The organism is Aeromicrobium sp. JP4, assembly GCF_054957925.1.
In genome coordinates this window covers 1,903,751-1,929,872 of the sequence record NZ_CM143290.1, presented here as the reverse complement: position 1 = coordinate 1,929,872, position 26,122 = coordinate 1,903,751, and the positions used below count along the sequence as shown (strand labels likewise).

25 protein-coding genes are annotated in these 26,122 nt (G+C 71.1%); 21 read left to right on the top strand and 4 right to left on the bottom strand.

Annotation, left to right across the window (positions count from 1 at the left end; genetic code table 11):
• The first annotated feature begins 8 nt into the window (after positions 1–8).
• The 5 genes from ACY1JX_RS09485 to ACY1JX_RS09465 are packed head-to-tail and all read left to right on the top strand — an operon-like array spanning position 9 to position 5,140.
• Positions 9–2,069, top strand: coding sequence for a PTS fructose transporter subunit IIABC (locus tag ACY1JX_RS09485; protein ID WP_462563825.1), 2,061 nt, complete (start codon positions 9–11; stop codon positions 2,067–2,069).
• Positions 2,070–2,080: 11 nt separating this feature from the next.
• Positions 2,081–2,338, top strand: a complete 258-nt coding sequence (locus tag ACY1JX_RS09480; protein WP_181753776.1) for an HPr family phosphocarrier protein — start codon at positions 2,081–2,083, stop codon at positions 2,336–2,338.
• A 41-nt stretch (positions 2,339–2,379) separates the two neighbouring features.
• The gene (locus ACY1JX_RS09475; RefSeq protein WP_286930585.1) at positions 2,380–2,823 is read left to right on the top strand and encodes an OsmC family protein; all 444 of its coding nucleotides are present in this window, start codon (positions 2,380–2,382) and stop codon (positions 2,821–2,823) included.
• Between the two features lie 20 nt (positions 2,824–2,843).
• Complete coding sequence (locus ACY1JX_RS09470) at positions 2,844–4,394, top strand: alpha/beta fold hydrolase (RefSeq protein ID WP_462563824.1); 1,551 nt, start codon at positions 2,844–2,846, stop codon at positions 4,392–4,394.
• Positions 4,391–5,140: an enoyl-CoA hydratase-related protein gene (locus tag ACY1JX_RS09465; protein WP_462563823.1), complete on the top strand. Its 750-nt coding sequence runs from the start codon at positions 4,391–4,393 to the stop codon at positions 5,138–5,140. The genes ACY1JX_RS09470 and ACY1JX_RS09465 overlap by 4 nt, the downstream gene beginning before the upstream one ends.
• Here ACY1JX_RS09465 and ACY1JX_RS09460 read toward each other — a convergent pair.
• Positions 5,127–6,941, bottom strand: a complete 1,815-nt coding sequence (locus ACY1JX_RS09460; RefSeq protein ID WP_462563822.1) for an endonuclease/exonuclease/phosphatase family protein — start codon at positions 6,939–6,941, stop codon at positions 5,127–5,129. The genes ACY1JX_RS09465 and ACY1JX_RS09460 overlap by 14 nt on opposite strands.
• Before the next feature lie 214 nt (positions 6,942–7,155).
• The gene (locus ACY1JX_RS09455) at positions 7,156–8,556 is read right to left on the bottom strand and encodes a hypothetical protein (protein WP_462563821.1); all 1,401 of its coding nucleotides are present in this window, start codon (positions 8,554–8,556) and stop codon (positions 7,156–7,158) included.
• A 71-nt stretch (positions 8,557–8,627) separates the two neighbouring features.
• On the opposite strand from ACY1JX_RS09455, the gene ACY1JX_RS09450 reads away from it, so the two are divergent.
• The 15 genes from ACY1JX_RS09450 to ACY1JX_RS09380 all read left to right on the top strand — a co-directional run bounded on the left by ACY1JX_RS09450 (position 8,628) and on the right by ACY1JX_RS09380 (position 23,295).
• Positions 8,628–9,599: an NADPH:quinone oxidoreductase family protein gene (locus tag ACY1JX_RS09450; RefSeq protein ID WP_181753790.1), complete on the top strand. Its 972-nt coding sequence runs from the start codon at positions 8,628–8,630 to the stop codon at positions 9,597–9,599.
• A 4-nt stretch (positions 9,600–9,603) separates the two neighbouring features.
• Positions 9,604–10,272: a histidine phosphatase family protein gene (locus ACY1JX_RS09445; protein ID WP_462563820.1), complete on the top strand. Its 669-nt coding sequence runs from the start codon at positions 9,604–9,606 to the stop codon at positions 10,270–10,272.
• 16 nt (positions 10,273–10,288) lie between these two features.
• Positions 10,289–11,047 carry an SDR family oxidoreductase gene (locus ACY1JX_RS09440; protein ID WP_462563819.1) on the top strand — a complete coding sequence of 253 codons (759 nt, stop codon included), beginning with the start codon at positions 10,289–10,291 and terminating at the stop codon, positions 11,045–11,047.
• Positions 11,048–11,206: 159 nt separating this feature from the next.
• Entirely contained in the window at positions 11,207–12,187 is a 981-nt protein-coding gene (locus ACY1JX_RS09435; protein ID WP_462563818.1) for a sugar ABC transporter substrate-binding protein, read from the top strand.
• Positions 12,188–12,391: 204 nt separating this feature from the next.
• Positions 12,392–13,900, top strand: a complete 1,509-nt coding sequence (locus ACY1JX_RS09430) for an AMP-binding protein (RefSeq protein WP_181753798.1) — start codon at positions 12,392–12,394, stop codon at positions 13,898–13,900.
• Entirely contained in the window at positions 13,897–14,706 is an 810-nt protein-coding gene (locus ACY1JX_RS09425) for an SDR family oxidoreductase (protein WP_462563817.1), read from the top strand. The genes ACY1JX_RS09430 and ACY1JX_RS09425 overlap by 4 nt, the downstream gene beginning before the upstream one ends.
• Complete coding sequence (locus ACY1JX_RS09420; RefSeq protein ID WP_286930572.1) at positions 14,703–14,891, top strand: hypothetical protein; 189 nt, start codon at positions 14,703–14,705, stop codon at positions 14,889–14,891. Before ACY1JX_RS09425 ends, ACY1JX_RS09420 begins: the two co-directional genes overlap by 4 nt.
• Positions 14,888–15,853 carry a sugar ABC transporter substrate-binding protein gene (locus ACY1JX_RS09415; protein ID WP_462563816.1) on the top strand — a complete coding sequence of 322 codons (966 nt, stop codon included), beginning with the start codon at positions 14,888–14,890 and terminating at the stop codon, positions 15,851–15,853. The genes ACY1JX_RS09420 and ACY1JX_RS09415 overlap by 4 nt, the downstream gene beginning before the upstream one ends.
• 12 nt (positions 15,854–15,865) lie before the next feature.
• Complete coding sequence (locus tag ACY1JX_RS09410) at positions 15,866–17,509, top strand: sugar ABC transporter ATP-binding protein (protein WP_462563815.1); 1,644 nt, start codon at positions 15,866–15,868, stop codon at positions 17,507–17,509.
• Positions 17,506–18,504, top strand: a complete 999-nt coding sequence (locus ACY1JX_RS09405) for an ABC transporter permease (protein WP_206679962.1) — start codon at positions 17,506–17,508, stop codon at positions 18,502–18,504. Before ACY1JX_RS09410 ends, ACY1JX_RS09405 begins: the two co-directional genes overlap by 4 nt.
• A 66-nt stretch (positions 18,505–18,570) precedes the next feature.
• A complete protein-coding gene (locus tag ACY1JX_RS09400) occupies positions 18,571–19,800 on the top strand; it encodes an acyl-CoA dehydrogenase family protein (protein ID WP_462563814.1) in 1,230 nt (409 codons plus the stop codon).
• Complete coding sequence (locus ACY1JX_RS09395) at positions 19,800–20,549, top strand: SDR family oxidoreductase (protein ID WP_206679963.1); 750 nt, start codon at positions 19,800–19,802, stop codon at positions 20,547–20,549. The genes ACY1JX_RS09400 and ACY1JX_RS09395 overlap by 1 nt, the downstream gene beginning before the upstream one ends.
• Positions 20,546–21,601 (top strand): phosphotransferase family protein, encoded by a 1,056-nt coding sequence (locus ACY1JX_RS09390; RefSeq protein ID WP_462563813.1) that lies wholly within the window; start codon positions 20,546–20,548, stop codon positions 21,599–21,601. The genes ACY1JX_RS09395 and ACY1JX_RS09390 overlap by 4 nt, the downstream gene beginning before the upstream one ends.
• Positions 21,598–22,560, top strand: a complete 963-nt coding sequence (locus ACY1JX_RS09385; RefSeq protein ID WP_181753807.1) for a cyclase family protein — start codon at positions 21,598–21,600, stop codon at positions 22,558–22,560. The genes ACY1JX_RS09390 and ACY1JX_RS09385 overlap by 4 nt, the downstream gene beginning before the upstream one ends.
• A 45-nt stretch (positions 22,561–22,605) precedes the next feature.
• On the top strand, positions 22,606–23,295 hold the full coding sequence (locus ACY1JX_RS09380) for a TetR/AcrR family transcriptional regulator (protein ID WP_181753809.1): 690 nt from the start codon (positions 22,606–22,608) through the stop codon (positions 23,293–23,295).
• Positions 23,296–23,318: 23 nt separating this feature from the next.
• On the opposite strand, the gene ACY1JX_RS09375 is transcribed toward ACY1JX_RS09380, so the two are convergent.
• The gene (locus ACY1JX_RS09375) at positions 23,319–24,071 is read right to left on the bottom strand and encodes a nitroreductase (protein WP_286930569.1); all 753 of its coding nucleotides are present in this window, start codon (positions 24,069–24,071) and stop codon (positions 23,319–23,321) included.
• A 75-nt stretch (positions 24,072–24,146) separates the two neighbouring features.
• Here ACY1JX_RS09375 and ACY1JX_RS09370 point away from each other — a divergent pair, with 75 nt between their 5' ends.
• The gene (locus ACY1JX_RS09370) at positions 24,147–24,956 is read left to right on the top strand and encodes an alpha/beta fold hydrolase (RefSeq protein ID WP_462563812.1); all 810 of its coding nucleotides are present in this window, start codon (positions 24,147–24,149) and stop codon (positions 24,954–24,956) included.
• Between the two features lie 53 nt (positions 24,957–25,009).
• Here ACY1JX_RS09370 and ACY1JX_RS09365 read toward each other — a convergent pair whose 3' ends face one another.
• Entirely contained in the window at positions 25,010–26,011 is a 1,002-nt protein-coding gene (locus tag ACY1JX_RS09365; protein ID WP_462563811.1) for an NADP-dependent oxidoreductase, read from the bottom strand.
• Positions 26,012–26,122 lie beyond the last annotated feature (111 nt).

The window sequence follows — 26,122 nt, the reverse complement described above, 5'->3', positions numbered from 1 at the left end:
AGGCCAACATGGAACAGCTCATCACCCCTCAGCTGGTGTCACTCGACGTCGACCTCGGCGCGGGGGCGTCGGACGTCATCGAGGCCCTCGCCGCACAGGTCGTCGCCGCCGGCCGGGCGGGATCGGTGGACGAGCTCGCCGGTGCCGCCAAGGCCCGCGAGGAGCTGGCCGGCACGGGCGTGCCCGGCGGCATCGCGATCCCGCACTGCCGCACCGCCACGGTCACCGAGCCCACCCTGGCGTTCGCGCGGCTGACGAACCGTGCCGACTTCGGCGCGCCCGACGGCCCCGCCGACATCGTCTTCATGATCGCTGCGCCCGAGGGTGCGGGGAACGCCCACCTGAAGCTGCTCTCGTCGCTCGCGCGGGCGCTCGTGCGGCCCGACTTCACCCAGGCCCTGCGCGACGCGCAGACGCCCGACGACGTGATCGCGCTCGTCGAGGAGGCCACCTCGGGCGTCGAGGTCAAGCAGCCCGCTCCCGCCGCCGCCGCGCCGGCCGCCGACACCGCGACGACGGACGCACCTCGGCGCAGCGTCATCGCCGTGACCGCCTGCACCACCGGCATCGCGCACACCTACATGGCCGCCGACGCGCTGGCCCAGGCCGCGCGCGACGCCCAGGTCGACTTCGCCGTGGAGCCGCAGGGCTCCTCGGGCGTGACCCCGCTGACGGCCGAGCAGATCGCCTCGGCCGACGCGGTCATCTTCGCCACCGACGTGGGCGTCAAGGACCAGGCCCGGTTCGCCGGCAAGCCCGTGGTCCGCAGCGGGGTCAAGCGCGCCATCAACGAGCCGGCGAAGATGATCGACGAGGCCCTCGCGGCCGCGGGCGACCCGAACGCCCGCCGGGTCGAGGGCGACGCCGAGGCCACCGCGGGCACCGGCGGCGGCGACAACGACCACATCGGCAAGAAGCTGCAACGCTGGCTGCTGACGGGCGTGAGCTACATGATCCCGTTCGTCGCGGCGGGCGGCCTGATGATCGCCCTCGGCTTCCTGCTGGCGGGCTACGACATCACCGACACGGCCAACGAGATCCTGGCGACCAACTCCCTGACGAACCTGCCGGCGGCCGGTGACCACGCCCTGTTCGACAGCGCGTTCCTCTACTACGTCGGCGCGCTGGTCTACCTGCTCGGCTCGTGGGCCTTCAGCTTCCTGGTGCCTGCCCTGGCCGGCTACATCGCCTACGCGATCGCCGACCGTCCGGGCATCGCCCCCGGCTTCGTCATGGGCTACGCCGCGACCCAGATCGGCGTGACCGAGACCAACCAGAGCGGCGCGGGCTTCCTCGGCGGCATCATCGGCGGCCTGCTCGCCGGCCTGGTGGCCGCGTGGTTCGCGAGCCGACCCGTGCCGCGCTGGCTGGCCGGACTGATGCCGGTGGTGATCATCCCGCTCGTCTCCACGCTCGTGGTGGGCATGGCGATGATCCTCGTCCTCGCCAAGCCGCTCGCGTGGCTCAACGAGGCCCTCGTCGACGGGCTCAACGGCATGACCGGCGGCTCGGCGATCGTGCTGGGCGCCCTGCTCGGCCTGATGATGTGCGTCGACCTCGGCGGCCCGGTGAACAAGGCGGCCTACGTCTTCGCCGTCACCGGCCTGTCCACCACGGGTGCGCTCGACCCGGGCTCCTCGCAGTCCAAGATCATGGCGGCCGTGATGCTGGCCGGCATGGTGCCCCCGCTGGCGATGGCGCTGTCCACGGCGCTGCGCCCGAAGCTCTACGCCCCGGCCGAGCGCGAGAACGGCAAGGCGGCCTGGCTGCTCGGTGCCTCGTTCATCTCCGAGGGCGCCATCCCGTTCGCGGCGGCCGACCCCTTCCGCGTGCTCCCGGCGATGATGGCCGGTGGCGTCGTCACCGGCGCGATGTCGATGGCCCTGGGCGTCACCTGCGTGGCTCCGCACGGAGGGATCTTCGTGTTCTTCGCTGTCGACAACGTCCTGTGGTTCTTCGTGTCCCTCATCGTCGGGACGCTGGTGGCAGGATTCCTCGTGACCGCCCTCAAGCAGGTCAGCTACTCCAAGCAGGCGGCCGAGACCGCCGACGAACCCGTCACCGTCTGAGAGGACACTCCATGCCCAGCAAGACCGTCACCGTCGGATCGGCCGTCGGCCTCCACGCCCGCCCGGCCGCCACGATCGCCGCAGCCGTCGCCGAGACCGGGGTCCCCGTCACCCTCGCCACCGCCGGCGGCGAGCCGGTCGACGCCGGCTCCGCCCTGATGATCATGACGCTCGGCGCGGGCCAGGGCGCCGAGGTCACCGTCGAGAGCGAGGACGAGGCGGCACTGGTCAAGATCGCCGCCCTCGTCGAGGCCGATCTCGACGCCTGACCCGCTGAGCGCGCCGGTGCGCAGGCGCTTACTGTCGAGGCATGAGCGACGAATCCTCCACCCTGCGCAGTGTCCACCTGGTCCGCACCGGCGCGATGGAGTACCGCGCCGAGAACGGGCGCGGTGGCGTCATCTCGATCGGTGAGGGCCAGAACACCGACTTCACCCCGGTGGAGCTGCTGCTGGTCGCCCTCGGCGGGTGCACCGGCCTGACCGTCGAGGCGCTCACCAAGCGTGCCGAGCCCAACCGGTTCGACATCGCGGTCGAGGGTCACAAGGTCAAGGACTCCGCCGGGGCGCACCTGCTGGAGAAGCTGCTGGTCACCCTCGACATCGCGTTCGACAACGACGAGGACGGCCAGAAGATGGCCGAGCGCGTGCCCGACGCGATGGAGAAGTCGCACCACAAGCTGTGCACCGTCAGCCGCACGGTCGAGCTGCCCTCGCCCGTGCGCGTGGTGCAGGTCCGGTCCTCCGAGGTCTGAGCCGCCGGTACGGTGGCCCCATGATCGACGAGGCACCGGCACCGGCTCAGGTCCTGGACCAGCTGCTGGCTTCCCGCTTCAGCTGTCGCGGCTACACCGACGAGCCCGTCCCGGAGGACGAGATCCGCGCGATCCTGTCGTCCGCCGCGCGCACGCCGTCGTGGTGCAACGTCCAGCCGTGGCACGTGCACGTCGTCTCCGGCGAGGCCCTCAGGCGGCTGCGGGACGACCTCATGGCCGACGCCTCGCTGGGCTCGGACTACCCGTTCCCGCCGGGCTACGACGGTGTCCACGCCGAGCGTCGCCGCGAGGTCGGCTGGCAGCTGTACGAGGCCGTCGGCGTCCCGAAGGGCGACCGTGAGGGGTCCGCGCGCGAGATGCTGCGGAACTTCGAGTTCTTCGGCGCCCCGCACGTCGCGATCATCTCCGCGCCCGAGTCGCTCGGCGTCTACGCGGCGATCGACTGCGGCCTGTTCGTGCAGTCGTTCCTGCTGGCCGCCCAGGCGCGCGGCGTCGCCACCATCGCTCAGGCGGCGCTGGCGCAGAAGTCCGACTTCCTCCGGAAGTGGCTCGAGCTCCCGCAGGACCCCGCAGGACCGGTTGGTCGTCTGCGGCATCTCCTTCGGCCACGCCGACCCCGACCACCCGGCCAACTCGTTCCGGGCCGGCCGGGCCCCGCTCGACGACGTGACGAGGTTCCACCGGTGACCGTTCCCGACTGGTTCACCTGGGCGCTCGACCAGAAGCCCCAGCACCTCGAGCTCGACGTCGACGGCGTGCCCATCTCCTACCGCGCGTGGGGACGCTCGGGCGATCCCGTCGTGGTGCTCGTGCACGGCGGCGCGGCCCACGCGGGCTGGTGGGACCACGTCGCCCCGCACCTCGCTGTCGATCACCGCGTCCTCGCGCTCGACCTCAGCGGGCACGGTGACAGCGGCCGCCGCGAGGCCTACACGCTCGAGGCCTGGGCCCGCGAGGTGATGGCGGTGGCCACCTCCGAGTCCACCGACAAGCCGGTGGTCTTCGGGCACAGCATGGGCGGGTTCGTCGCCCTCACCGCCGCCCGCGAGCACGGCGCCGGGATGCTCGGAGCGGCCGCGATCGACTCGCCCGTCCAGGCGGTGTCGCCCGAGGCCCGCTCGTGGCGCGCCGACCGCGCCGACCTCACGATGCCGCTCTACCCCGACGCCCGGACGATGGTGGCTCGCTTCCGCACGCTGCCCGAGGACCCGTCGTGCCTGCCGTACATCCGCGACCACATCGCGCGCGGCTCGATCCAGCACGTCGTGCGCGAGGAGGGCTCGGGCTGGACGTGGAAGTTCGACCCGCGCGTCTTCCTGCGCTCGATGATGGAGCCCGCCGACGTGGCCCGCAGCGCGTGCGAGGTGGCGCTGCTGCGCGGCGAGCGCGGCATGGCCACCACCGACATCACCGAGGAGATCCGGTCGCGGCTGGGCGGCAACGTGCCCGTCACCGTGATCCCCGACTCGGGACACCACATCATGCTGGACCAGCCCACCGCGCTCATCGCGGTGCTGCAGACCCTGCTCGGACAATGGAGGAGACGATGACCGACCTACTGGTCGACCGCACGGACGGCGTCCTGACGCTGACCCTGAACGCCCCGCAGCGACTCAACTCGGTGACCACCGAGATGTTCGAGCAGATGAGCGACGCGCTCGAGGACGCCGAGGGCGTCCGCGTCGCGGTCATCACCGGCGAGGGCCGCGCGTTCTGCTCCGGCGCCGTCATGGCCCCGGGCGCGACGAACACGGGCATCCTCGAGGCCGCCGACCGCCTGATCCACGCGCTGACGCAGGCCCCGTTCCCGGTGGTCGCGGCGCTGAACGGCCTGGCCGCCGGCATCGGCTCCTCGCTGGCGCTGGCCTCGGACTTCCAGGTGGCCAAGGAGGACGACTACTTCCTCCAGGCGTTCGTCAACGTGGGCCTCATGGGCGACGGCGCTGCGCACGAGCTGATCGCCGCCTCGATCGGCCGGGCCCGTGCCACGCGCCTGCTGATGCTCGGTGAGAAGCTGCCGAACTCCGAGGCGCACGCCGCCGGCCTGATCACGCACTGCGTGACCGCCGACGCGTGGCAGGCCGCGGTGGACGGCCTGGTCGACAAGCTGAAGTCCGGCCCCACCATGGCCTACGCGCGGATCAAGTCCACGATCAACGCCGCAGCGCTGGCGCACCTCGACGAGACCCTCGCGGCCGAGACGGTCGAGCAGGGCGTCCTGGGCGCCTCGAACGACTTCGCCGAGGGCGTCGCCGCGTTCAGCGAGAAGCGTCAGGCCAAGTTCACCGGCGCGTGAACGTCGCGACCACCGGCAGGTGGTCCGAGGCCCGCAGGCCCGGCACCTCGACGTCCGAGGCGACCAGGTCGGGCGTCGAGAAGAGGTAGTCGATCCGCTTCACGGGGGCGTCCGCCGGGCTCGTGTCGGCGCCGCCGGGAGCGGCGTCGACGAGTCCCACGTCGATGACGTTGTCGTAGGCGGCGCTGCCCTCCTGCAGGTTGAAGTCCCCGCCGAGGACCATCGGGCCGCCGAGCTCGCGCAGCCACGCGGCGAGGTCGGCCGACTGCGCGGTGACGCCCTCGTCGCTGCCCACGGGCTGCAGGTGGGTGGACACGAACCACGTCGACTCCCACGGTCCCTGCGGCCGTACCGCGATCGCCTGGGCGCCGGTGACCGCACCGTGCGACGGCAGTGCCCGCCGCTCGACGCGGGCTCGGCTCGCATCGACGAGGACGGCGTCGCCCCACACGGGGTCCGCCGCGGCGCCCCACCAGGCGGTGCGGCCGGTCAGGCGCTCGAGGATCGCGAGCTGGTCCTGGCCGCCGTTGAGGAACCAGCCGCGGTCGATCTCGCTGATCAGCCCGACGTCGGCGGAGACGAGGATCGCGGCGACGGCCTTCGGGCGGAACACGCCGTCCATCCCGTAGCCCATGCGCAGGTTGTAGGCCGCCACGCGAACCTCGTCGTCCCGGGGCTCGGAGGCGTCGAACGGGCGGATGGTGAGCGCAGGGGCCGCCGCGGCCACGACTCCCGCCGCCAGGGCCGTCACGCCGATGGCGGCCAGCGTCCTGGGCGGCGCGGTCGTCGCCGGCGCCGGGGGAGTGGTCGCGGCGGCGATGCCGATGACCAGGGCGACGCCCACCAGCAGCCAGTCGGCGCGGTACCCGAGGTCGTAGCCCGCGTAGTACGCGAAGAGCAGGGCCACCCAGACGAGACCGCCGAGTGCCAGCGTCATCGAGGTGCCGCGGTCTCCGTGGTCGGCGGCGCGCCACAGGTGGGCGAGCGCCGGCATCCCGACCACGAACGCCACCACGGTCCAGGCGGGCAGCAGTCCGTCGGCGTCGGTGACGAGGGCTGAGGCGGCGACCGCTCCCGTCAGCACGAGCGCGGCCGCCGCGGCCGAGACTCGCGTGACGGGCACGAGGGTCGCCGCGACGGCGAGCGTGGCGCCGAACGCGACCGCGGCGAGACCGGCCTCGCCCAAGGTGGCCGAGGCGCGCCCGGCGTTCGCGACGATCACGCCGGCGAGGAACAGTCCGGGCATCACGGTCAGGGCGAACCGCCGGCCGACTCCTCGGCCCTCCGCAGGGGTGCGCATCGTGGCGAGGCACGCGGCGAGCTGGGTGGCCAGCAGCAGCGACGCCCAGACGTCGGCGCGCCAGACCGCGCCCCAGGTGCCGAGTGCGGCGTGGGTGGTCACCGACACGGCGAGGCCGGCGACCACGCCCGTGACCGCCGCGTCACGGTGCCGGGGCAGCGCGAGGGAGAGCCAGGTCATGGCCGCGATCCCCGCGACGGAGGCGACGACGAGGTGCAGGTGGCCGCCGTCGGTGAGCTGGAGCACGACTCGGCCGGCCAGCGCGACGACGAGCGCTGCCGCGGCGAAGGTGCCTTCGCGGCCGAGGCGCCGCGCGACGGCCACGACGAGCACCGGGACGAGGACGCACCCGAACGCGAACGCGCCGATCAGCTCGGGCGGCGTCGTCGCGGCCTGACCGAAGATCGTGATGAGGGTCGGTGTCCACGCCCGCCACAGGTCGATCAGCAGCCACGTCCCGGCGGCGAGGTGGACGGCGGACGCGGCACCGAGGCGATTCATGCCCCCGTTCTACCGGCTCGCCGGCCTGTGCGGGAGCGCCTCACCGCCGCCGCGTCCCCAAGCCCACCCGCCGCGAGTGGCGCAGAATCGCCCGTCACTCGCCGAGTGGCGGGCCATTCTGCGCCACTCGGCGAGGGTCGGAGGGCGAGTTTGCGCCACTCGACGAACGGGCGAACGGGCGGACGGGCGGACGGACCCCGGCGCGCCGCCGCGGTCAGGCGCGGGAGCCGGCGAAGCCCAGGACGGCGGCGAGGCCCAACGCGGACCGCGGGTGATAGCCGGCGGTCCACAGGCCGCCGTGCGCGGCCGCGTAGGCCTCCTCGCGCCACGGCTCCTCCTCGGGGACCCGGTCGCTGCGCAGGTCGTGCACGAGCAGGGCGGCCATCAGCACGTTGCTCGTGGCGGGCTCGAAGACCTCGACGCCGAAGCGGTGCGCCCCGGCGTAGGCCGCGGCGAGCGCGCGGTTCTTGACGACCGAGGCGGTGCGCGTCGCCGGCGCGACGTTCAGCGACACCGTGGCACCGTCGTGGCGCGCCGCGGCCGCGCGCCACCGCTGCAGCCGCTTGGCGAGGGCGTAGTTCGGACCCTGCTGCGGCACGAGCGAGTCGCACACGCCGATCTCCACGTCCGGCGGGTAGTTGCGCTGCAGGAGGCGTCCTCCGCTGAGGGTCCGGAACGGCGCGCGCAGCAGGCGGCGGCCGTTCTCGTAGGCGTCGTTCGAGGTGGTGACGGCGCCCGCCGGCACGGCGAAGACGTCGGTCGGCGTGGCCAGGTAGGCCAGGGCCGTGTCCGGGCGCTGTGCCACCAGCCGGGCCGCGATGGCGTCGGCGGCGGCCGAGACGCGCACGTGGGTGGCCCCGTCGGCGTAGCAGTACGTGCCGAGGACGAGTCGGCCCTCGAGGTCCTCCAGCCACCTGCCGAGCTCGGGCAGCGTGTGCAGCAGGTCGGCCCCGGTCTCCTTGCCGCCCACGGGCAGCCGCACCCGCCCCGCACCCTCGCGGGCGTGGTCGCGGATGCGCTTCTGGATGTCGGCGCGCGGCAGGTCCACCGCGACGACGTCGGCGCCCCACCGCAGCAGCGACCGGTAGGGACCCATCTCGGCGCCGGCGCCCAGCACCACGACGGTGTCGCCCTCGAGCCGCAGCCACTCCGGGTGGTCGGCCACCTCGCGGATCGCCTCGGAGAAGGTCGGCTCGACGACGCCGCGCCGGACCCAGTCGTCGAGCTGCTCGTCCAGGGCGGCACCGGTGAGCCGCTCGCCGCGGTAGGGCACGCTCAGCTCGGTCTCCGGCGCCGCCTCACCGGCGATGTCCACGGTCGTCCACTCGTGACCGGCGGCGCGGGAGTCGAGTGCTTCGGCCAGCGAGCCGTCGCCGCAGCGCATCTGCTCGTGGATGCTGCGCAGGCCCTCGGTCGCGATCGTCACGGCGTCCTCGGGCGTGGCGAGCCCCGCCTCGAGGAGGCGGGAGAAGTGGATGAGGTAGCCGCGGCGCCAGTTCGTCTCGCGCTCGGCCGCCTGCGCACCCACCGGATCGACCTTGCGCAGCGCGTCGGCCACGACCTGGCGCGCGGTGGCGGTGGAACTGTCGGTGGGGAAGCGGACTCCGGTGGACATGAACCTGAGGATATCCTCAAGTTCGTGGACAGGCACTAAGCAAGCGCTTAGATATCCGCTACGCTCAGGGCATGCGAGCGATCCAGATCACATCCCTCGACGGTCCCGAGGCCGTCGAACTCGTCGACGTCGAGGCCCCGAAGCGTGGCGAGGACCAGGTCCTCATCGACGTCAAGGCCGCCGGCGTGGCCTTCCCCGAGCTGCTGCAGAGCCGCGGCCGCTACCAGCTACAGCCTCCGCTGCCCTTCACTCCGGGCGCCGAGGTGGCCGGGGTCGTGGTCGAGGCGCCCGCGGACTCCGGCTTCGCCCCGGGCGACCGCGTGGCCGCACTGCCGATGCTCGGCGGCTTCGCCGAGCAGGTCGTCGCGGACCAGCTCCTCACGTTCAAGCTCCCCGACTCGGTGTCCTTCGCCGAGGGCGCCTCCTTCATGTTCAACTACGCCACGGTCTACTTCGCACTGGTCAACCGCGGCGGCCTCGCCGAGGGCGAGCGCGTGCTGGTGCATGGTGCCTCCGGCGGCATCGGCACCGCCGCGATCCAGGTGGCGAAGGCATTCGGTGCCGGCCACGTGATCGCCGTGACGTCCACCGATGTCAAGGGCGAGATCGCCGTGGCCGCGGGCGCCGACGAGTACGTGCTCTCCGAGGGCTTCAAGGATGCCGTCAAGGCGTCCGGCGGCGTCGACATCGTCGTGGACCCCGTGGGCAACCCGGCCGGCGGCGACCGTTTCACCGACTCCCTGCGCTGCCTCGTCGACGACGGCCGGATCCTCATCATCGGCTTCACCGCCGGCGAGATCCCCAAGATCGCCGCCAACCGCCTGCTGCTCAACAACCTCTCGGCCGTCGGCGTCGGCTGGGGCGCCTACGCGATGAAGCGCCCCGGCCTGATCAAGCAGCAGTGGGACGCGATGGTCGAGCACCTGGCCTCCGGCGCGCTGAAGCCGATCGTCGGACAGTCGTTCGCGTTCGAGGACGCCTCCGAGGCGCTGCTGACGCTCGACCGGGCGCAGGCCACCGGCAAGCTCGTGCTGGAGTTCTGAGCACGTGGGAACCCTGCACCTGGTTCGTCACGGCCAGGCGTCCTTCGGGACCGACGACTACGACCGCCTCAGCGAGCTGGGCACCCGCCAGTCCGCCGCGCTCGGCGCGGGCTGGGAGGCGGGCGGAGCCGTCTTCACCGACGCCGTCGCCGGCGGGATGCTGCGTCACGCCCAGACCGCGATCGCCGCGATCGACGCCAGCGGACTGGGTGAGGAGGACGCCGACCCCGGCCTGCCCGGCTACGAGGTCGACCCCCGTTGGAACGAGTACGACCACCTCGCCGTCGCCACCGCGTTCGACCCGGGAGCCCTGACCAAGAACTCCAAGGAGTTCCAGGCCGCGCTGAACGCCGCGATCGACGTGTGGCGCAGTGGCGAGGGCGACTTCACCGAGCCGTACGCGCTGTTCCGGGAGCGCGTCATGGCGGGCTTCGAGGAGGCCGTCGAGCTCGCGTCCGGCAAGGGCCGGCGGGTGCTGGTGTTCACCTCGGGTGGGCCGATCGCGATGGTCGCTTCGCACCTCATCACCGGCGACGACTCGGCGTTCCAGAAGCTGAACGACGTCGTGGTCAACAGCAGTGTCACTACCCTCATGGTGGGCGGCACGGGGCCGCGGGTGCTGACGTTCAACGACCACAGCCACCTGCGTGCCGCGGACGTCACCTTCCGCTGACACGACGAGGAGCGACATGCGACGGAACACGCTGATCACGGGCGCCAGCTCGGGGCTGGGCGAGGGCATGGCCCGCCACCTGGCCGCGTCCGGACACCACCTGGCGATCACGGCCCGACGGGTCGAGCGGCTCGAGGCGCTGCGGGCCGAGCTCGTGGCTGCGCACCCGGGCATCGAGGTCTCCGTGCACGCGCTCGACGTCAACGACCACGACGCCGTGTTCCGGGTGTTCGGCGAGGCGGCTGCCGCCCACGGTGGTCTCGATCGCGTGATCGTCAACGCCGGCCTCGGCAAGGGTGGCCGCATCGGCACCGGGAAGTTCGAGGCCAACCGCGAGACCGCGATGACGAACTTCGTCGCCGCGCTCGCGCAGGCCGAGGCGGCCATGGAGCACTTCTACGAGCGCGGCGCCGGGCACCTCGTGCTGATCTCGTCGATGTCCGCCATGCGTGGCATGCCGTCGTCGATGACGACGTACGCGGCCACGAAGGCCGGCGTCGCGCACCTCGCTGAGGGAATCCGCTCGGACCTGATCGGCCGCAAGGGACACGACATCAAGGTCACGACGCTCTACCCGGGCTACATCGCCAGCGAGATGAACGCGCAGGTCGAGCAGGAGCAGAGGCTCATGGTCGACACCGCCACCGGGACCGCCGCGATGGTGAAGTACATCGAGAAGGAAGTCGTCGACGCCGCCGTGCCCGCGTGGCCCTGGGCCCCCATCGGGCAGGTCATGAAGCACGCCCCGCTCTCGGTGGTGCGCAAGCTCGTCTGAGGCGACGGGCCGACGGATGTCACCCGTCGGCACTATTGAAGTTGAGTTTGGCTTCACCTAGGTTCATCGTGACCTACCTCACATCGACGTCGCTCCGACGTCCTCGGAGCGGGTCGTGGGTCCGCCCGTCCGCGGCGGACTCGAGCTTGAGGAGGCTCGATGAACATTCGAAGCATGGCACTCGGGGCGACGATGGCCGCGGTCCTGGCGACCGCGTCCGCCTGTGGCAGCTCGGACGGCGACGGTGACGGTGGCGGTGGGGGCGGGGACGACTCCTACGACATCGGCATCGTGCAGTTCTCGGCGACGGACGAGACCGCCGAGAAGGCGATCAACTCCTACATCGACGTCGCCGACGAGGAGGGCTGGAACATCACGAAGGTCGATCCCCAGGGCTCGGTGGACAAGGCCATCAGCGCGGTCAACGACTTCGTCCAGAAGGGTGTCGACCTGATCATCGTCACCGTCTTCCCGACCGACCAGATCACCGGCGGCGTGCGCGCGGCCACCGAGGCCGGCATCCCGATCATCTCCTTCAGCGGCGGCTCCGGCGAGGGCGTGCCGCTCAACGCCGACTCCGGCGCACTGGTCTCGACCGACATCTCGAAGCAGCTCGTGGACGACATGGGCGGCGAGGGTGAGCTGCTCCTGCTCGGCTACAAGAGCGGTCTGCCGTGCATCGGCCGCGAGGAGGCGCTGAACGACGCTCTCGAGGGCAGCGACATCACCGTCACCCGCCAGGAGGTGGCCATCCCCGGCCAGGTGGAGAGCGGCACGAAGTTCACGCAGGCGTGGCTGGCCAAGAACCCCGAGGGCAGCGGGAACCTCGCCATCTGGGCGTGCTTCGACGACCCGGCGCTCGGTGCGGTCAGCGCCCTGCGCTCGGCGGACCGGGACGACGTGAAGGTCTACGGCATCAACGGCACACCCGCCGCGGTGACCGCGGTGCAGTCCGGCGCGATGCGCGCCACGGCGTTCATCGACGTCGCGGGGGCCGGCGCGGAGCTGGCGGAGCGCACGCCGGACGTCATCGAGGGCGGCGTCGACGCCGAGCCGGAGGACATCCCGATCCCGACGTTCGTGGTCACGAAGGAGTCCTACGACGAGTTCGCGGAGAAGTACCCGGACGAGGTGAAGTAGGCCCTCCTCCCGTCCGGAACGCCCGGCACCGCCCTGCGGTGCCGGGCCTTTCCGCATCTTCGGTGCGCGCCATGGCCCATCGGGACCACGCGAAGATGGCCCGGAGATTCTGAAATTGAGTTCAGTTTTCTATTGAACCCGTGATCGGTTTCACATACGTTGCTCGGTGACATAGGTCACACGCAGCGTCGAAAGGCTTCCCGCATGGTCAACATCGCCACAGAGGTCTGGGCCCACACCGACTCCGAGCCCGACCGGGTGGCGATCCGCTCACCGCGCACCATCACCTTCGGGCAGCTGCGCCGCACCAACGAGCAGGTCGCCGGCGCCGTGCGCGCCGCCGGAGTCGCTCCGCTGGACCGCGTGCTGTTCATCGCGCCGAGCATCCCGGAGTTCCCCGAGGTCTACTACGGCCTGCACGCCGCCGGCGTCACCGTCATCACGATGAACACCATGTCGACCGAGCCGGAGATCGGCTACGTGCTCGACGACTCGGGCGCCACGCTCGTCATCGCCTGGCACGAGTGCGCGGCCCACGCCCGGGCGGCGGCCGCCGACCGTGGTCTCGACTTCTGGCAGCTGGACCCCGGATTCTCGTTCGACGCCGAGCCCCTCACCGAGCCGCACGACCACGCGCCGCAGGACACCGCGCTGATCCTCTACACATCGGGCACCACCGGCCGCCCGAAGGGCGCCGAGCTCACCGCGGCGAACCTCGTCGACACGGTCTCGTCGTTCCAGCCCGTCCTCGACATCAGCCCCGACGACCGCTTCGGCACCGGGCTGCCCCTGTTCCACGTCTACGGCCAGGCCGTCTGCATGAACACGGCGCTCGCGACCGGCGCCTCGTTCTCCCTGGTCCACCCGTTCGACCCGAAGGTCATGCTCGACGTCATGGTGGCCGACGAGCTCACCACGATGGCCGGCGTCCCGACGATGTGGAACGCGATGCTGCACGCCGAGGGCGACCACTCGCCCCAGGACTTCGCGGCCCTGCGGCTGGCCACGTCGGGCGGCGCGAGCCTCCCGGTCGAGGTGATCCGGGCGTTCAAGGACCGCTTCGACTGTGCGATCCTCGAGGGCTACGGCCTGACCGAGTCCACGGGCGCGGCCACGTTCAACGACATCACCCGCGAGCAGCGGACCGGGACGGTCGGGCCCGCGCTTCCCGGCTCCCGCATCGAGGTGCGCGACCCCGAGGGGAACGTCCTGGGTCCCGACCAGCCCGGCGAGGTGTACGTCACCGGCCCCACGATCATGAAGGGCTACTGGAACCGGCCCGACGCCACGGCCTCGGACCTGCGCGACGGCTGGCTGAAGACCGGCGACATCGGCACGATCGACGCGGACGGCTACCTCAGCATCGTCGACCGCGTGAAGGACCTCATCATCCGCGGCGGCTACAACGTCTACCCGCGCGAGGTCGAGGAGGTGCTGTACGAGCACCCCGACATCGTCGAGGTGGCCGTCGTCGGCGTCCCGGACGACCACTACGGCGAGGAGATCGCGGCCGTGACGGTGCTGACCGAGGGCTCGGACGCCACGCCCGAGAGCATCCGCGCCTGGGCCAAGGAGCGCCTGTCGGCCTACAAGGTGCCCCGACTCTTCGCGTTCGTGGACGCCCTGCCGAAGGGTGCCACCGGCAAGATCCTGAAGCGGGCGATCGACCGGGACGAGCTGCGCTCCGTCGCCGCTCAGGGCGGCCGCGCATGAACCTCGAGGGCAGCGTCGCGATCGTCACCGGCGCCGGGGGCGGGATCGGCGCGGCGCTGTGCCGCCGCTTCGTCGAGCACGGTGCCCGCGTCGTCGCCACCGACCTCGACGAGGGACGCCTGAAGAGCGAGGTCGAGGCCATCGCCGCGGACCACCCCGGCACGATCGAGGCGCTCGCCGGCGACTGCGCGGACGTCGAGCACATCCGCGCGACGATCGCGCTCGCTGAGTCGGCCTTCGGCCCGGTGGACCTCTACGCCGCCAACGCCGGTGTCGGCCTCGGGGAGAACCTCGACGCGACGCCGTCGGACTGGCAGACCTCGATCGACGTCAACGTCATGGCCCACGTGCGAGCCGCCGAGCTGCTCGTGCCGGGCTGGCTGGAGCGCGGCAGCGGCCACTTCCTGTCCACCGCCTCGGCCGCCGGCCTGCTGACGCAGATCGGCTCGGCCACCTACTCGGTCACGAAGCACGCGGCGGTCGCGTTCGCGGAGTGGCTGTCGGTGACCTACGGGTCGCGCGGGATCGGCGTCAGCTGCCTGTGCCCGATGGGCGTCAACACCGCGATGCTCAACAGCGGTGCGGACTCCGACAGCGAGGCGGCACGCCAGGGCGCCAAGGCGGTCACGCAGGCCGGACTCGTCCTGGAGGCGCTCGAGGTGGCGGACATCGTCGTCGCCTCGCTGGCCACCGACGAGTTCCTGATCCTGCCTCACCCCGACGTCCTGGAGTTCTACCGGCGCAAGGCGTCCGACTACGACCGCTGGTTGCGCGGCATGCGCCGCTACCAGGAGTCGCTGGCATGAGCACCAGGCCGACCGAGCTCGTCATCGACGAACTCGCCCAAGACATCGCCGTGGCACCACGCCTCGTGATGGGCGGTGGAGTCCACGCGGACGCCGCCGCCGCCACAGTCGCCCGCGGGCGACTCTCGGGGGACCAGAAGCACCACTCAACCTCGAGTGGGCTTGAGCTTGAGGAGGCTCGATGAATTTTCGACGCGTTGCACTCGGCACGACCCTGGCGTTCACACTCGCGACAGCCGCCGCCTGTGGGGGCTCGTCCTCCGGCTCCGACGGTGGCGACGACGCCTTCTCCGTCGGCATCGTCCGCTTCGCACCCAGTGAGGTGACGACCGAAGCGGTGATCAACAAGTACACGGACATGGCCGAGAAGGAGGGCTGGGAGGTCACGACCGCCAACCCCGACGGAGCCGTCGACAAGGCCATCGGCGCGATGCAGGACTTCGTGCAGAAGGACGTCGACATGATCATCGTCTCGGTCATCGAGTCGAAGTCGCTGACGGCCGGGCTGAAGTCGGCGGAGGCCGCCGGCATCCCCGTGGCCTCCATCGCCGGTGGCGGCGCCGAGGGGGTCACCTTCGACCTCGTCGTCTCGCCGGGCGTCGAGGTTCCCGAGGCGATGGTCGAGAACATGGGCGGCAAGGGCCGCGTCCTGGCCCTCGGCTACAAGCCGGGCCTGCCGTGCCAGCTGCGTGAGGAGGCCTTCAACGAGACCGTCGAGGGCACCGACATCACGGTCGACCGCCAGGAGGTCCTGATCCCGGGCCAGCTGGAGTCGGGCCAGAAGTTCGCCACGACGTGGCTCGCCAAGAACCCGAAGGGCTCCGAGCCGCTCGCGATCTGGGCGTGCTTCGACGACCCGGCGATGGGCTCCATCGTGGCCGCGAAGCAGTCGGGCCGTGACGACGTCCAGATCTACGGCTACGACGGCACGCCGCCCGCGCTGAAGGCGCTCAAGGACGGCCAGCTCGCCGCGACCGCCGCTCCGGACACCACCGGTGCTGCCCAGATGCTCTTCGACGCGACGCCCGACGTCATCGAGGGCGGTCCCGACGCCGAGCCGAAGACCGAGGAGATCCCCTTCCCGATCATCACGCCGGAGACGCTGGACCAGTACCTGGCGGACAACCCCGGCGCGGACGCGTCCTGAGGGCCGGCTGACATGACGATCCGTCCAGAGCTCGACGTGCCCGCGCAGGGCGACGAGGAGAAGACCATGACCGGTTCCCCAGCAGGTGGCGGGCCCGACCCGGCCCCCGTGACGTCCGGGTTGCTCCAGATGCGGGGCATCTCCAAGTCGTTCGGCGGCAGTCGGGCTCTGGACGGCGTCTCGATCGAGGTGAGGCCCGGCTCGGTGCACGCGCTGTGCGGTGCCAACGGCGCGGGGAAGTCGACCCTCGTGAAGATCCTGGCCGGCCTGGAGCGCGCCGACGAGGGCGAGATCCTCCTCGACGGCGAGCTCGTCGAGGTGGCCAACCCGCGTGACGCCGCGGACCTGGGCCTGAGCTTCATCCACCAGGAGCTGAACCTGGTGCCGAAGTTCTCGGTCCTGCGGAACATGGCGATGGGATCGGGACATCCCGGCCGGTTCGGGATCCTGGACCTGCGCCGCCTGCGCCGTGAGGCCAAGGCGGTGCAGGAGCGGCTCGGCTTCGAGATCCCGCTCGACATCGAGGTCGAGCAGCTCTCGGTCTCCGACCGGTGGATGGTGTCGCTGGGCCGGTCGCTGATGCGCGACGCCCGGTTCATCGCGATGGACGAGCCGACCGCCTCGTTCACCGACGAGGAGGCCAGCAAGCTCATGTCGGTGATCGACGAGCTGACCTCCGACGGGGTGGGCATCCTCTACGTGTCGCACCGGCTCGACGAGGTCCTCCAGGTGTCGGACACCATCACGGTGTTCCGCAACGGTCAGAAGGTCGCCACGCTGGACTCGGCGGAGACCGACCGCCAGGAGCTGACCACCCAGATCGTCGGCCGCGAGGTCGAGAAGCTGGTGTCGCGCCTGGAGGCCGAGGCGGACGAGAGCGTCGCGGAGACCCGTCCGGTGCGCCTGGGGGTGCGCGGTCTCAGCCGCGCACCGCGGGTCCTCGGCGCCTCGTTCGACGTCCACGAGGGCGAGATCGTCGGCATCGCCGGACTCGTCGGCGCGGGCCGCACCGAGCTGGCGCGGCTGCTGATCGGAGCCGATCGGGCCACCGGCGGCACCATGACGCTGGGCGGCGAGCCGTACGCACCCAAGTCGCCGCACGACGCCCTGCGGGCCGGCATCGCGCTGGTCCCGGAGGAGCGTCGCAGCCAGGGCCTGGTCCTGACCGACACGGTCGAGAACAACCTGGCGATGGCCGAGCACGGCTCGGCATCGAGCATGCGGGCGCCGTTCCGGCCGAAGTCCTCGCGGTCCACGGGGGAGGCGCTGATGGAGCGCTTCTCCGTCAAGGCCCGCTCCATCCGGGACACGGCCCACCACCTCAGCGGCGGCAACCAGCAGAAGGTCGTCGTCGGCAAGTACGTCCGGACCAACCCCGGACTGCTCGTCCTGGACGAGCCCACCGTCGGGGTGGACGTCGGCGCCCGCGCCGAGATCTACCGCATCATCACCGGACTGGCCTCGGAGGGGACTTCGGTCCTGGTCATCTCCAGCGACTTCGAGGAGCTCGCGATCTGCGACCGCGTCCTCGTGATGCGCGCAGGACAGCTGGTCGCCGAGGTACCGGCCAGCGAGTTCGACGAGGACCACCTCACCGCCCTGTGCTTCGGCAGCTCCGAGAGCTCCGGCACCACCGAAACGGAGAAGCCCGCATGACCAGCCTGATGGAGAACGAACCGACCTCGGAAGCCCCGAAGTCCCACGCCCACTTCTTCGAGTGGTTCGGCCGGTACGGCGCGCTGCTCGTCCTCGCCATCCTCATCATCGGCACGTCGATCCTGGCGCCGACCACCTTCCCGACCGTCGACAACGCGATCAACATCCTGAACCAGAGTGCCCTGTCGGCGATCATCGCGATGGGCCTGACCTTCGTCCTGGTGACGGGCGAGTTCGACCTGAGCATCGGCAACACGGCGAGCCTCGCCGGCGTGACCGCGTGCGCGCTGATGGTCAACCAGAACCTCTCGATCCCGCTCGCGCTGGTCGCGATCCTGGTGGTCGGCGCGATCGTCGGCCTGATCAACGGGTTCGTCGTCACGTTCATGAACGTCTCGGCGCTGGTGGCGACACTGGGCGTCGGAACGATCGTGATCGGCGTGAACTACATGATCTCCGACGGCGCCCCCATCGCCCTGGGCGATCCCGACGCCTTCCTGGAGATCACGTTCGGCCGGTTCCTGGGCATCCCGTACCCCGTCTACATCATGCTCGTCATCGCTGCGCTGCTGTGGTGGCTGCTCAACCGGACCGTCCTCGGGCAGTCCATGCAGGCCGTCGGCGGCAACCGGGTCGCCGCCGAGCTGTCGGGCATCCGGGTCGACCGCGTGCGCGTCATCGCGTTCGTCGTGTGCTCGATGTGCGCGGCGGTCACCGGCTTCCTGCTGGCGTCCCGCACGGGCAGCGCCGCGGTCTCGGCGGGCGACACGTACCTGCTGAGCGCGTTCGCCGCGTCCTTCTTCGGCTCAGCCGTGCTGCGGGACGGGCAGTTCCACATCCTCGGCACGCTCGTCGGCGTCATCACGGTCTCGGTCGGCTTCAACTCCATCGCCCTGGTGGGACTCGAGACCTACTGGCAGTACTTCTTCCAGGGCCTGCTGCTGATCCTGGGCGTTGGCGTGGGAACGCTCGCCCGACGACGAGCCGCCGCATAGCGCCGTCCCCCCACCCCATCCCGCGGGCGTCGAGAGGCGGCGGCCGCACCACTCGAGGAGAGACTGATGAAGTTCGAACTCGACGCGATGACGCGTGAGTACCAGGACAAGCTGAATGCCTTCATGGACGAGCACGTCTACCCGGCCGAGGCCGTGTACCACCAGCAGATGGCGGAGTCGGGGAACCCGAACTTCCACCCGCCGGTGCTGGAGGAGCTGAAGAAGACGGCGCGTTCGCTGGGTCTGTGGAACCTGTTCCACCCGCACAAGAACGAGGAGTGGGGCTCGCCGGGGCTGACGAACCTGCAGTACGCGCCGTTGGCGGAGATCACGGGCCGGAGCCCGTACCTGGCTCCGGAGGCGATCAACTGCAACGCTCCGGACACCGGGAACATGGAGGTGCTGCAGCTGTTCGGCACCGAGGAGCACAAGGAGAAGTACCTCAAGCCGCTGCTCGCGGGCGAGATGGCGTCGGCGTTCTGCATGACCGAGCCGGCGGTGGCCTCCTCGGACGCGACGAACGTGGAGCTGCGGATGGTTCCCGACGGCGACGAGTACGTGCTGAACGGTCGCAAGTGGTTCGCGTCGAACGCGCTGCACGCGAACTGCAAGGTCCTGATCGTGATGGGCAAGACCAACCTCGAGGCCGAGACCCACCGTCAGCAGTCGATGATGGTCGTCCCGATCGACACCCCCGGCGTGACCGTGGTGCGTGGCCTGCCCGTGTTCGGCTACCTGGACCGCGAGGGCCACGCCGAGATCCTGTTCGAGGACGTCCGCGTCCCCAAGACGGCGCTGCTGGCCGGTGAGGGTGACGGCTTCATGATCAGCCAGGCCCGCCTCGGGCCCGGACGCATCCACCACTGCATGCGCTCGATCGGCATGGCCGAGCGTGCACTTGACCTGATGATCGACCGGGCGCAGTCGCGGACCACGTTCGGTCAGCCGGTCGCGGACCGGTCGAACATCCAGGACTGGATCGCCGAGGCCCGCATCGAGATCGAGGCGACCCGCCTGCTGGTGCTGAAGACGGCGTGGCTGATGGACACCGTGGGCAACCAGAAGGCCCGCGTCGAGATCGCCGCGATCAAGGTCAAGGCGCCCGAGATCGCGCTGAAGATCATCGACCGCGCGATCCAGGTCCACGGCGGCGGCGGCGTCACCGACGACTTCCCGCTCGCGTCGTTCTACGCCCACCAGCGGACCCTGCGGATCGCCGACGGACCCGACGAGGTCCACAAGCGCACCCTCGCCCGCGTCGAGCTGCGCCGCCGCGCTTCGGAGCGTGGTCTCTGATGGATCTCGGACTCGCCGGTCGTACCGCCGTGGTGACGGGCGCGTCGCGAGGCATCGGCCTCGCGATCGCCCACGCCCTGCACGAGGAGGGCGCCAACGTCGTCCTGACCGCACGCAAGCAGGAGGACGCCGAGTCGGCCGCCCGTGAGGTGGGCGAGCGCGCCCTCGGCATCGGGGCCCACGTCACCGACGAGGACGCGTCCCGGGCCTGCCTCGAGCGCACGCTCGAGCAGTTCGGCAGCATCGACGTCCTCGTCAACAACGCCGGCACCAACCCGGCGTTCGGCTCCCTCGTCGAGCAGCAGCACTCGCGGTTCGCCAAGACGCTCGACGTGAACCTGTGGGGCCCGACGCTGTGGACCCAGCTGGCGTACGAGCTCTGGATGGGCGAGCACGGCGGCTCGGTGGTGCACACCGCGTCGCTCGGCGCGTTCGCCGTGGGCCCGAACCTCGCGGTCTACCACGCCTCGAAGGCCGCCCTGGTCCACCTGACCCGCCACCAGGCGCAGGAGCTGGGCCCGGGCATCAGGGTCAACGCGGTCGCCCCAGGCGTCGTGCGGACCCGCCTGGCCGAGGAGCTGTGGAAGGAGCACGAGGAGGCCGTCGCGGCGAACACGCCGCTGCGCCGGATCGGCGAGCCGGAGGACATCGGCTCGGCCGTCGCGTTCCTCGCGGGCTCGACCGCGAGCTGGATCACGGGCGAGACCCTCGTGATCGACGGCGGACAGCGCTTCGGGAGCGGTAAGTGACGGTCGCACTCGACCTGACCGCCCTCGGCGGCTGGATGCGTGGCCGCGGCGTCGACGTGGGCGGGACGATCTCCGCGACCCGCGTCGGCCGCGGCCAGTCCAACCTGACGTACCGCCTCGAGGACGAGGGGGGCCGGACGTGGATCGCGCGCCGGCCCCCGCTCGGCGAGCTGCTCGCGTCGGCGCACGACGTGGTGCGCGAGCACCGCATCCTCGCTGCGCTGCAGGACACTCCCGTCCCCGTCCCCGGGCTCGTCGGGGTGTGCGAGGACGAGCGGGTCGCCGACGTGCCCGTCGTCGTGATGGAGCACGTCGACGGCATCGTGCTGGACCAGATGGAGATCGCCGAGTCGCTCACTCTCGACGCCCGTCGCCGGCTGGGACTCGAGATCGCCCGCACGCTCGCGGCGATCCACGCGGTCGACGTCGACGCGGTCGGGCTCGGCGACCTGGCGTCGCGCTCGCCCTATGCGGAGCGCCAGCTCAAGCGCTGGTCCCGCCAGTTCGAGGCGAGCAGAACCGTCGAGCGACCCGACCTCGACGCGCTGACCGCGCTGCTGCACGACCACGTCCCGCCGCCGGGCGACCTGTCCCTCGTGCACGGGGACTTCCACATCCGCAACGTGATCGTCGACGGCGAGGACGGCACGGTGCGCACCGTCCTGGACTGGGAGCTGTCGACCCTGGGCGACCCGATGGCCGACATCGGCAGCACCCTGGCGTACTGGCCCGAGGCCGGCGAGGCCCCCAGCGGGCTGTTCGCGGCCTCGACCCTGCCGGGCTTCCCGACCCGCGACGAGCTGGCACAGGCCTACCTCGACGCCTCCGGGCGGGACGGCGGGACGCTCGCCTTCTGGCACGTCCTGGGCATCTGGAAGGTCGCGATCATCAGCGAGGGCGTCTACCGGCGCACCCTCGACAACCCGGCGAACACCGCCGAGGGCGGCGCACCCACCCCCGAACGCATCCAGGGCGTCATCGACCACGCCTGGCACGTCGCCGAGACGACCGGACTCGCCGGTCGCCTCACCACCCCGAGAGGACGTCCATGACCGAGAACGCCGCCCCCGACACCGAGGCCGTCCTGGCCGACTCGCCCAAGAACTGGGGCAAGTGGGGCCCCGACGACGAGGTGGGCTCGCTGAACTACCTCGGCCCGCAGGAGGCCGTCCGCGGCGCGGCGGCCATCGTCTCGGGCGAGAGCTTCACGCTGCAGGTCCCGATGGGCGACCCCGGTGGCGATCCCGTGTGGCCGGGGCGCGAGCCGATCCAGCGCCAGAACATCATGGACGAGGGATTCTTCCAGCGAGGCGAGGGCGACGAGACGCCCGGCGGCGCGCACTACGCCGACGACAAGGCGACGATCTTCCTGCAGGCGTCCACGCAGTACGACGCCCTCGGCCACGTCTGGATCGGCGGCAAGATCTGGAACGGCTTCGACGCCACCGAGACCGTCGGCGAGATGCGCAAGGCCTCGGTGCTGCCCATCGCGCAGAAGGGCATCGTCGGTCGCGGCATCCTCATCGACATGGCCCGCCACCGCGGGAAGGCGCACCTGGACAAGGGCGAGACGTTCACGCACGAGGACCTCCTCGAGGCAGCGAAGGCCCAGGGTCAGGAGATCGAGCCGCGTGACGTCCTGCTGATCCGGACCGGTTTCATCGGGCACTGGTACGAGACGACCCCCGAGGACTTCTACGCCGACTTCTGCGAGCCGGGCCTGACCTACTCGCCCGAGCTCGTCGAGTGGTTCCAGCAGATGGAGATCCCCAACCTCGTCACCGACACGATCGCGAACGAGGTCACGATGGATCCGAACCACGGCGTGGTGCTGCCGCTGCACAGTGCGCTGATGCGGAACCTCGGCGTCACCTTCACCGAGATCGCCTGGCTGGACGACCTCGCCGCCGCGTGCGCGGCGGACGGACGGTGGACGTTCCTCTACACGGCCGCGCCGCTCAAGGTGGTCGGCGGCACCGGTGCCCCCGTGAACCCGGTGGTGATCCGGTGAGCCCGGTCACGTCGAGCACTACCGCACAGTAGGATCGGTGACGTCATGAGCGAAGTGGAAGCAGAGGACGTCGTCCGCGAGCTGCCGACCCTGGTCGACACCTCCCGCGTCCGGGAGATGCCCACCACGGCCCGCGGCGTGCGCACGCGCGCCGCCCTGGTCGCCACCGCCCGGAGCGTGTTCGAGCGGGACGGGTTCATCAACTCGCGCCTCGCCGACATCACCGCCGGGGCGAACTGCTCGATCGGCACGTTCTACACCTACTTCGACAGCAAGGAGGAGATCTTCACCGCTGTCATGCAGGCGGCGGCCGACGACATGCTCCACCCCGGGCTGCCGCGGGTGGACGACGACCTCAGCAACGTGGCGGCGATCCTCGACGCCAGCAACCGGGCGTACGTCGAGGCGTACAAGCGCAACGCCAAGCTGAACCTGCTGCTCGAGCAGGTCGCGACGATCGACCCGAACTTCCGCCAGCTGCGCCTCGAGCGGGCCAAGGCGTTCGCCGAGCGCAACGCGCGGTGGATCAAGCGGCTCCAGGACGCGGGCTACGCCAACCCCGAGCTCGATCCGTACATGACGGCGCGGGCGCTCTCGCCCATCCTCGGCCGCCTGGCGTACCACGTGTACGCCCTCGAGGAGCCGGGCATGAGCGACGACGCGATCGTCCAGACCGCGACGCGGGTCTGGCTCGACGCGCTGGGCGTCCCGCTCGACGGCTCCAAGCGGGCCTGACGCGGCTCGGTCGAATCCGACGCTCAGTCGAATCCGACGAACCTGGCGACGTCGTCCACGGACTCTCGCGCCGAGCGCACGTGGTTGGCGGCGAAGTCCTCGTCGGGGTAGCCCAGGGCGACGGCCGTGAAGATCACGTGGTCGTCGGGGATGCCGGCCTCGCGGCGGACCGCGGCGCCCTGCATGATGCCCTGGCTGTTGATGACGGTGCCGAGCCCGCGCGACCACGCCGACAGCACGAGGGCGTGGACGACGGCGCCGAGGTCGAAGTGCGCGATGGGGCTCACGGCCTCGAGGCTGCGATCGTGCGCGATGACGATCGACACGGGCGCGTCGAACTGACGGAACCCCCGCATCGTCCAGTCGAGGCGGGCCTCCTGGTCCTCGCGGGCGATCCCCATCGCGCCGAAGAGGCGCTTGGCGATGTCGACCTGGCGGTCGCGGTGCACCCCCTCGTAGCGCTCGGCCACGGTCACGTCGCGCTGGATCGGGGCGCCGGCCAGCATGAGCCGCGTGTTCTCCTCGCGGATGCGGTCGAGGACATCGCCGGTCAGGACGTGGAACTTCCACGGCTGGGTGTTCATCGACGACGGCGAGAGGACGGCCTCCGCGAGGATCTCGCGGATGACCTCGCGGGGCACGGGGTCGGGACGGTAGCCGCGGATGCTGCGCCGGCTGCGCAGCAGCTCGCCCAGGGAGGCGTCCGTTCCGGCGCCGGTGCTGCCCTCGAGGAGGGATGAGGGCGCGCGGGTGGCCGAGGCCGCTTCGGAAGTCATAGGTGAAATCATATTCGGTTTCAGGTTAGTGTGGCGCGAGACAGTGACGCAGGTCACACGAGAGGATCCCCCCACATGACGACGATCAACGCAGCAGGCACGACCTTCAACGTCGAGGACACCGGAGAGGACGACCTCCCCGTGGTGGTCTGCCTCCACTCGCTCTTCCTCGACCACCGCATGTTCGACGGCCTGGTGGAGGCCGGCCGTGGCCGGTTCCGGTTCGTCCGCCCGGAGTTTCGCGGCCAGGGCGCGAGCGCGCCGGCGGAGTCCGACGAGGTCACGATGGAACAGGCCGCGGGTGACACGGCCGCCGTGATGGACGCGCTCGGCCTGCAGGACTCCCTCGTGGTGGCGTCGTCCATGGGCGGCGACGTCGCGGCCCGGCTGGCCGCCTACCGGCCCGACCTGGTGCGGGCGCTCGTCTTCGTCGGCTCGTCCGTCCGCGGCGAGCCCGCCGAGAAGGTCGAGGAGTACGTGGCGTTCGCGACGAACGCCGCGCAGCAGGGCTTCGCCGACGACCGGCTGGAGTTTCTCCAGCAGGTCATGCTCGGCCGGTCGACGCTGGCGGACCCGCAGAAGAAGGACGTCGTGGACCTGTGGTCCGGGCGGATGAGCGAGCTCCCGCCCGAGCTGCTGCCCGCGATGGTGGGGGTCATGCGGCGCAAGGACGCCACACCGTTGCTGCCCTCGATCGGCGTCCCGGCCCTCGTGGTGTCGGGCGAGGAGTGCCCGGTGCGGCCGCCGGACTGGGCCGCCGAGCTGGCCGACGGCCTGCCCGACTCGGAGCTGGTGATGGTGCCGCGGTGCGGGCACAGCCCGCTGCTCGAGGCGCCCGACACGGTGGAGCCGAAGGTGCTGGACTTCCTCGCCGCCCACGCCTGACGCAGGACGGCGCCGGAGCGAACTCTCGCTCCGGCGCCGTTCGCGGGGGTCGGTCAGGCGACCTGGAGGACCAGCTTGCCGGTGTTGCGACCCTCGAAGAGGCCGAGCAGCGTCTCGCCGAACTTCTCGACGCCACCCTCCACGACCGTCTCGCGGGCGACGAGCTTGCCCGAGGAGATCAGCTCGGACATGTCGGCGATGGCCGCCGCGTCCTTCTCCGGGTAGTCGAACACGAGGAAGCCCTGCATCTTCGCGCGGAAGACCAGCAGCGACATGTAGCGCTTCGGGCCGGGCGCCAGCTTCTCGTCGTTGTAGGTCGAGACGGCGCCGCAGATGATCACGCGGGCACCGTGGCGCAGGTTCGCCAGCGCGGCGTCGAGGATGTCGCCACCGACGTTGTCGAAGAAGATGTCGATGCCCTTCGGAGCGATCTCGCGCAGGCGCTTGAGCACGTTCTCGTTCTTGTAGTCGATCGCCTCGTCGAAGCCGATCTCCTTGAGCCACGCGCACTTCTCGGCGCCACCGGCGATGCCGATGACGGTGCAGCCCTTGGCCTTGGCCAGCTGGCCGGCCACGCTGCCGACCGCGCCTGCGGCGGCGGAGATGACGACGATGTCGCCCTCCTTCATCTCGCCGACCTCGTGGAGGCCGTGGTAGGCCGTGAGGCCGGGCATGCCCAGGGCGCCGAGCCACGTGGCGGGACCCACCTGCGAGGTGTCGATCTTCTGGACGCCGTCGCCGTTGCTGATGGCGTACTCGGTGACGCCGAAGGTGCCGGTGACGGCGTCGCCCACCGCGAAGTCGGGGTGGTTCGACTCGACGACCGTGCCGGTGCCGGCCGCGCGCATGACCTCACCGATCTGGACGGGAGGCACGTACGAGCGCACGTCGTTCAGCCAGCCGCGCATCGCGGGGTCGAGCGAGATGTGGTCGATCTTCACCAGGAACTCGCCGTCCGCGGGTGCGGGGAGGTCGACCTCCTCGGTCGCCCAGGTGCTGTCGTCGGGCAGTCCCGAGGGGCGCTGGGCGAGGGTGGTGCGCTTGGTGGTGGTCATGCTTCACGACCGTACTCGGTCGCACGGACGGGGCCCATGGGAGTGGAAATAGCAGGCGTTGCGCGGGGTCGCAGCGCGGAGGAGGCGGCCATCGGGAATTCCTCTCGAAAG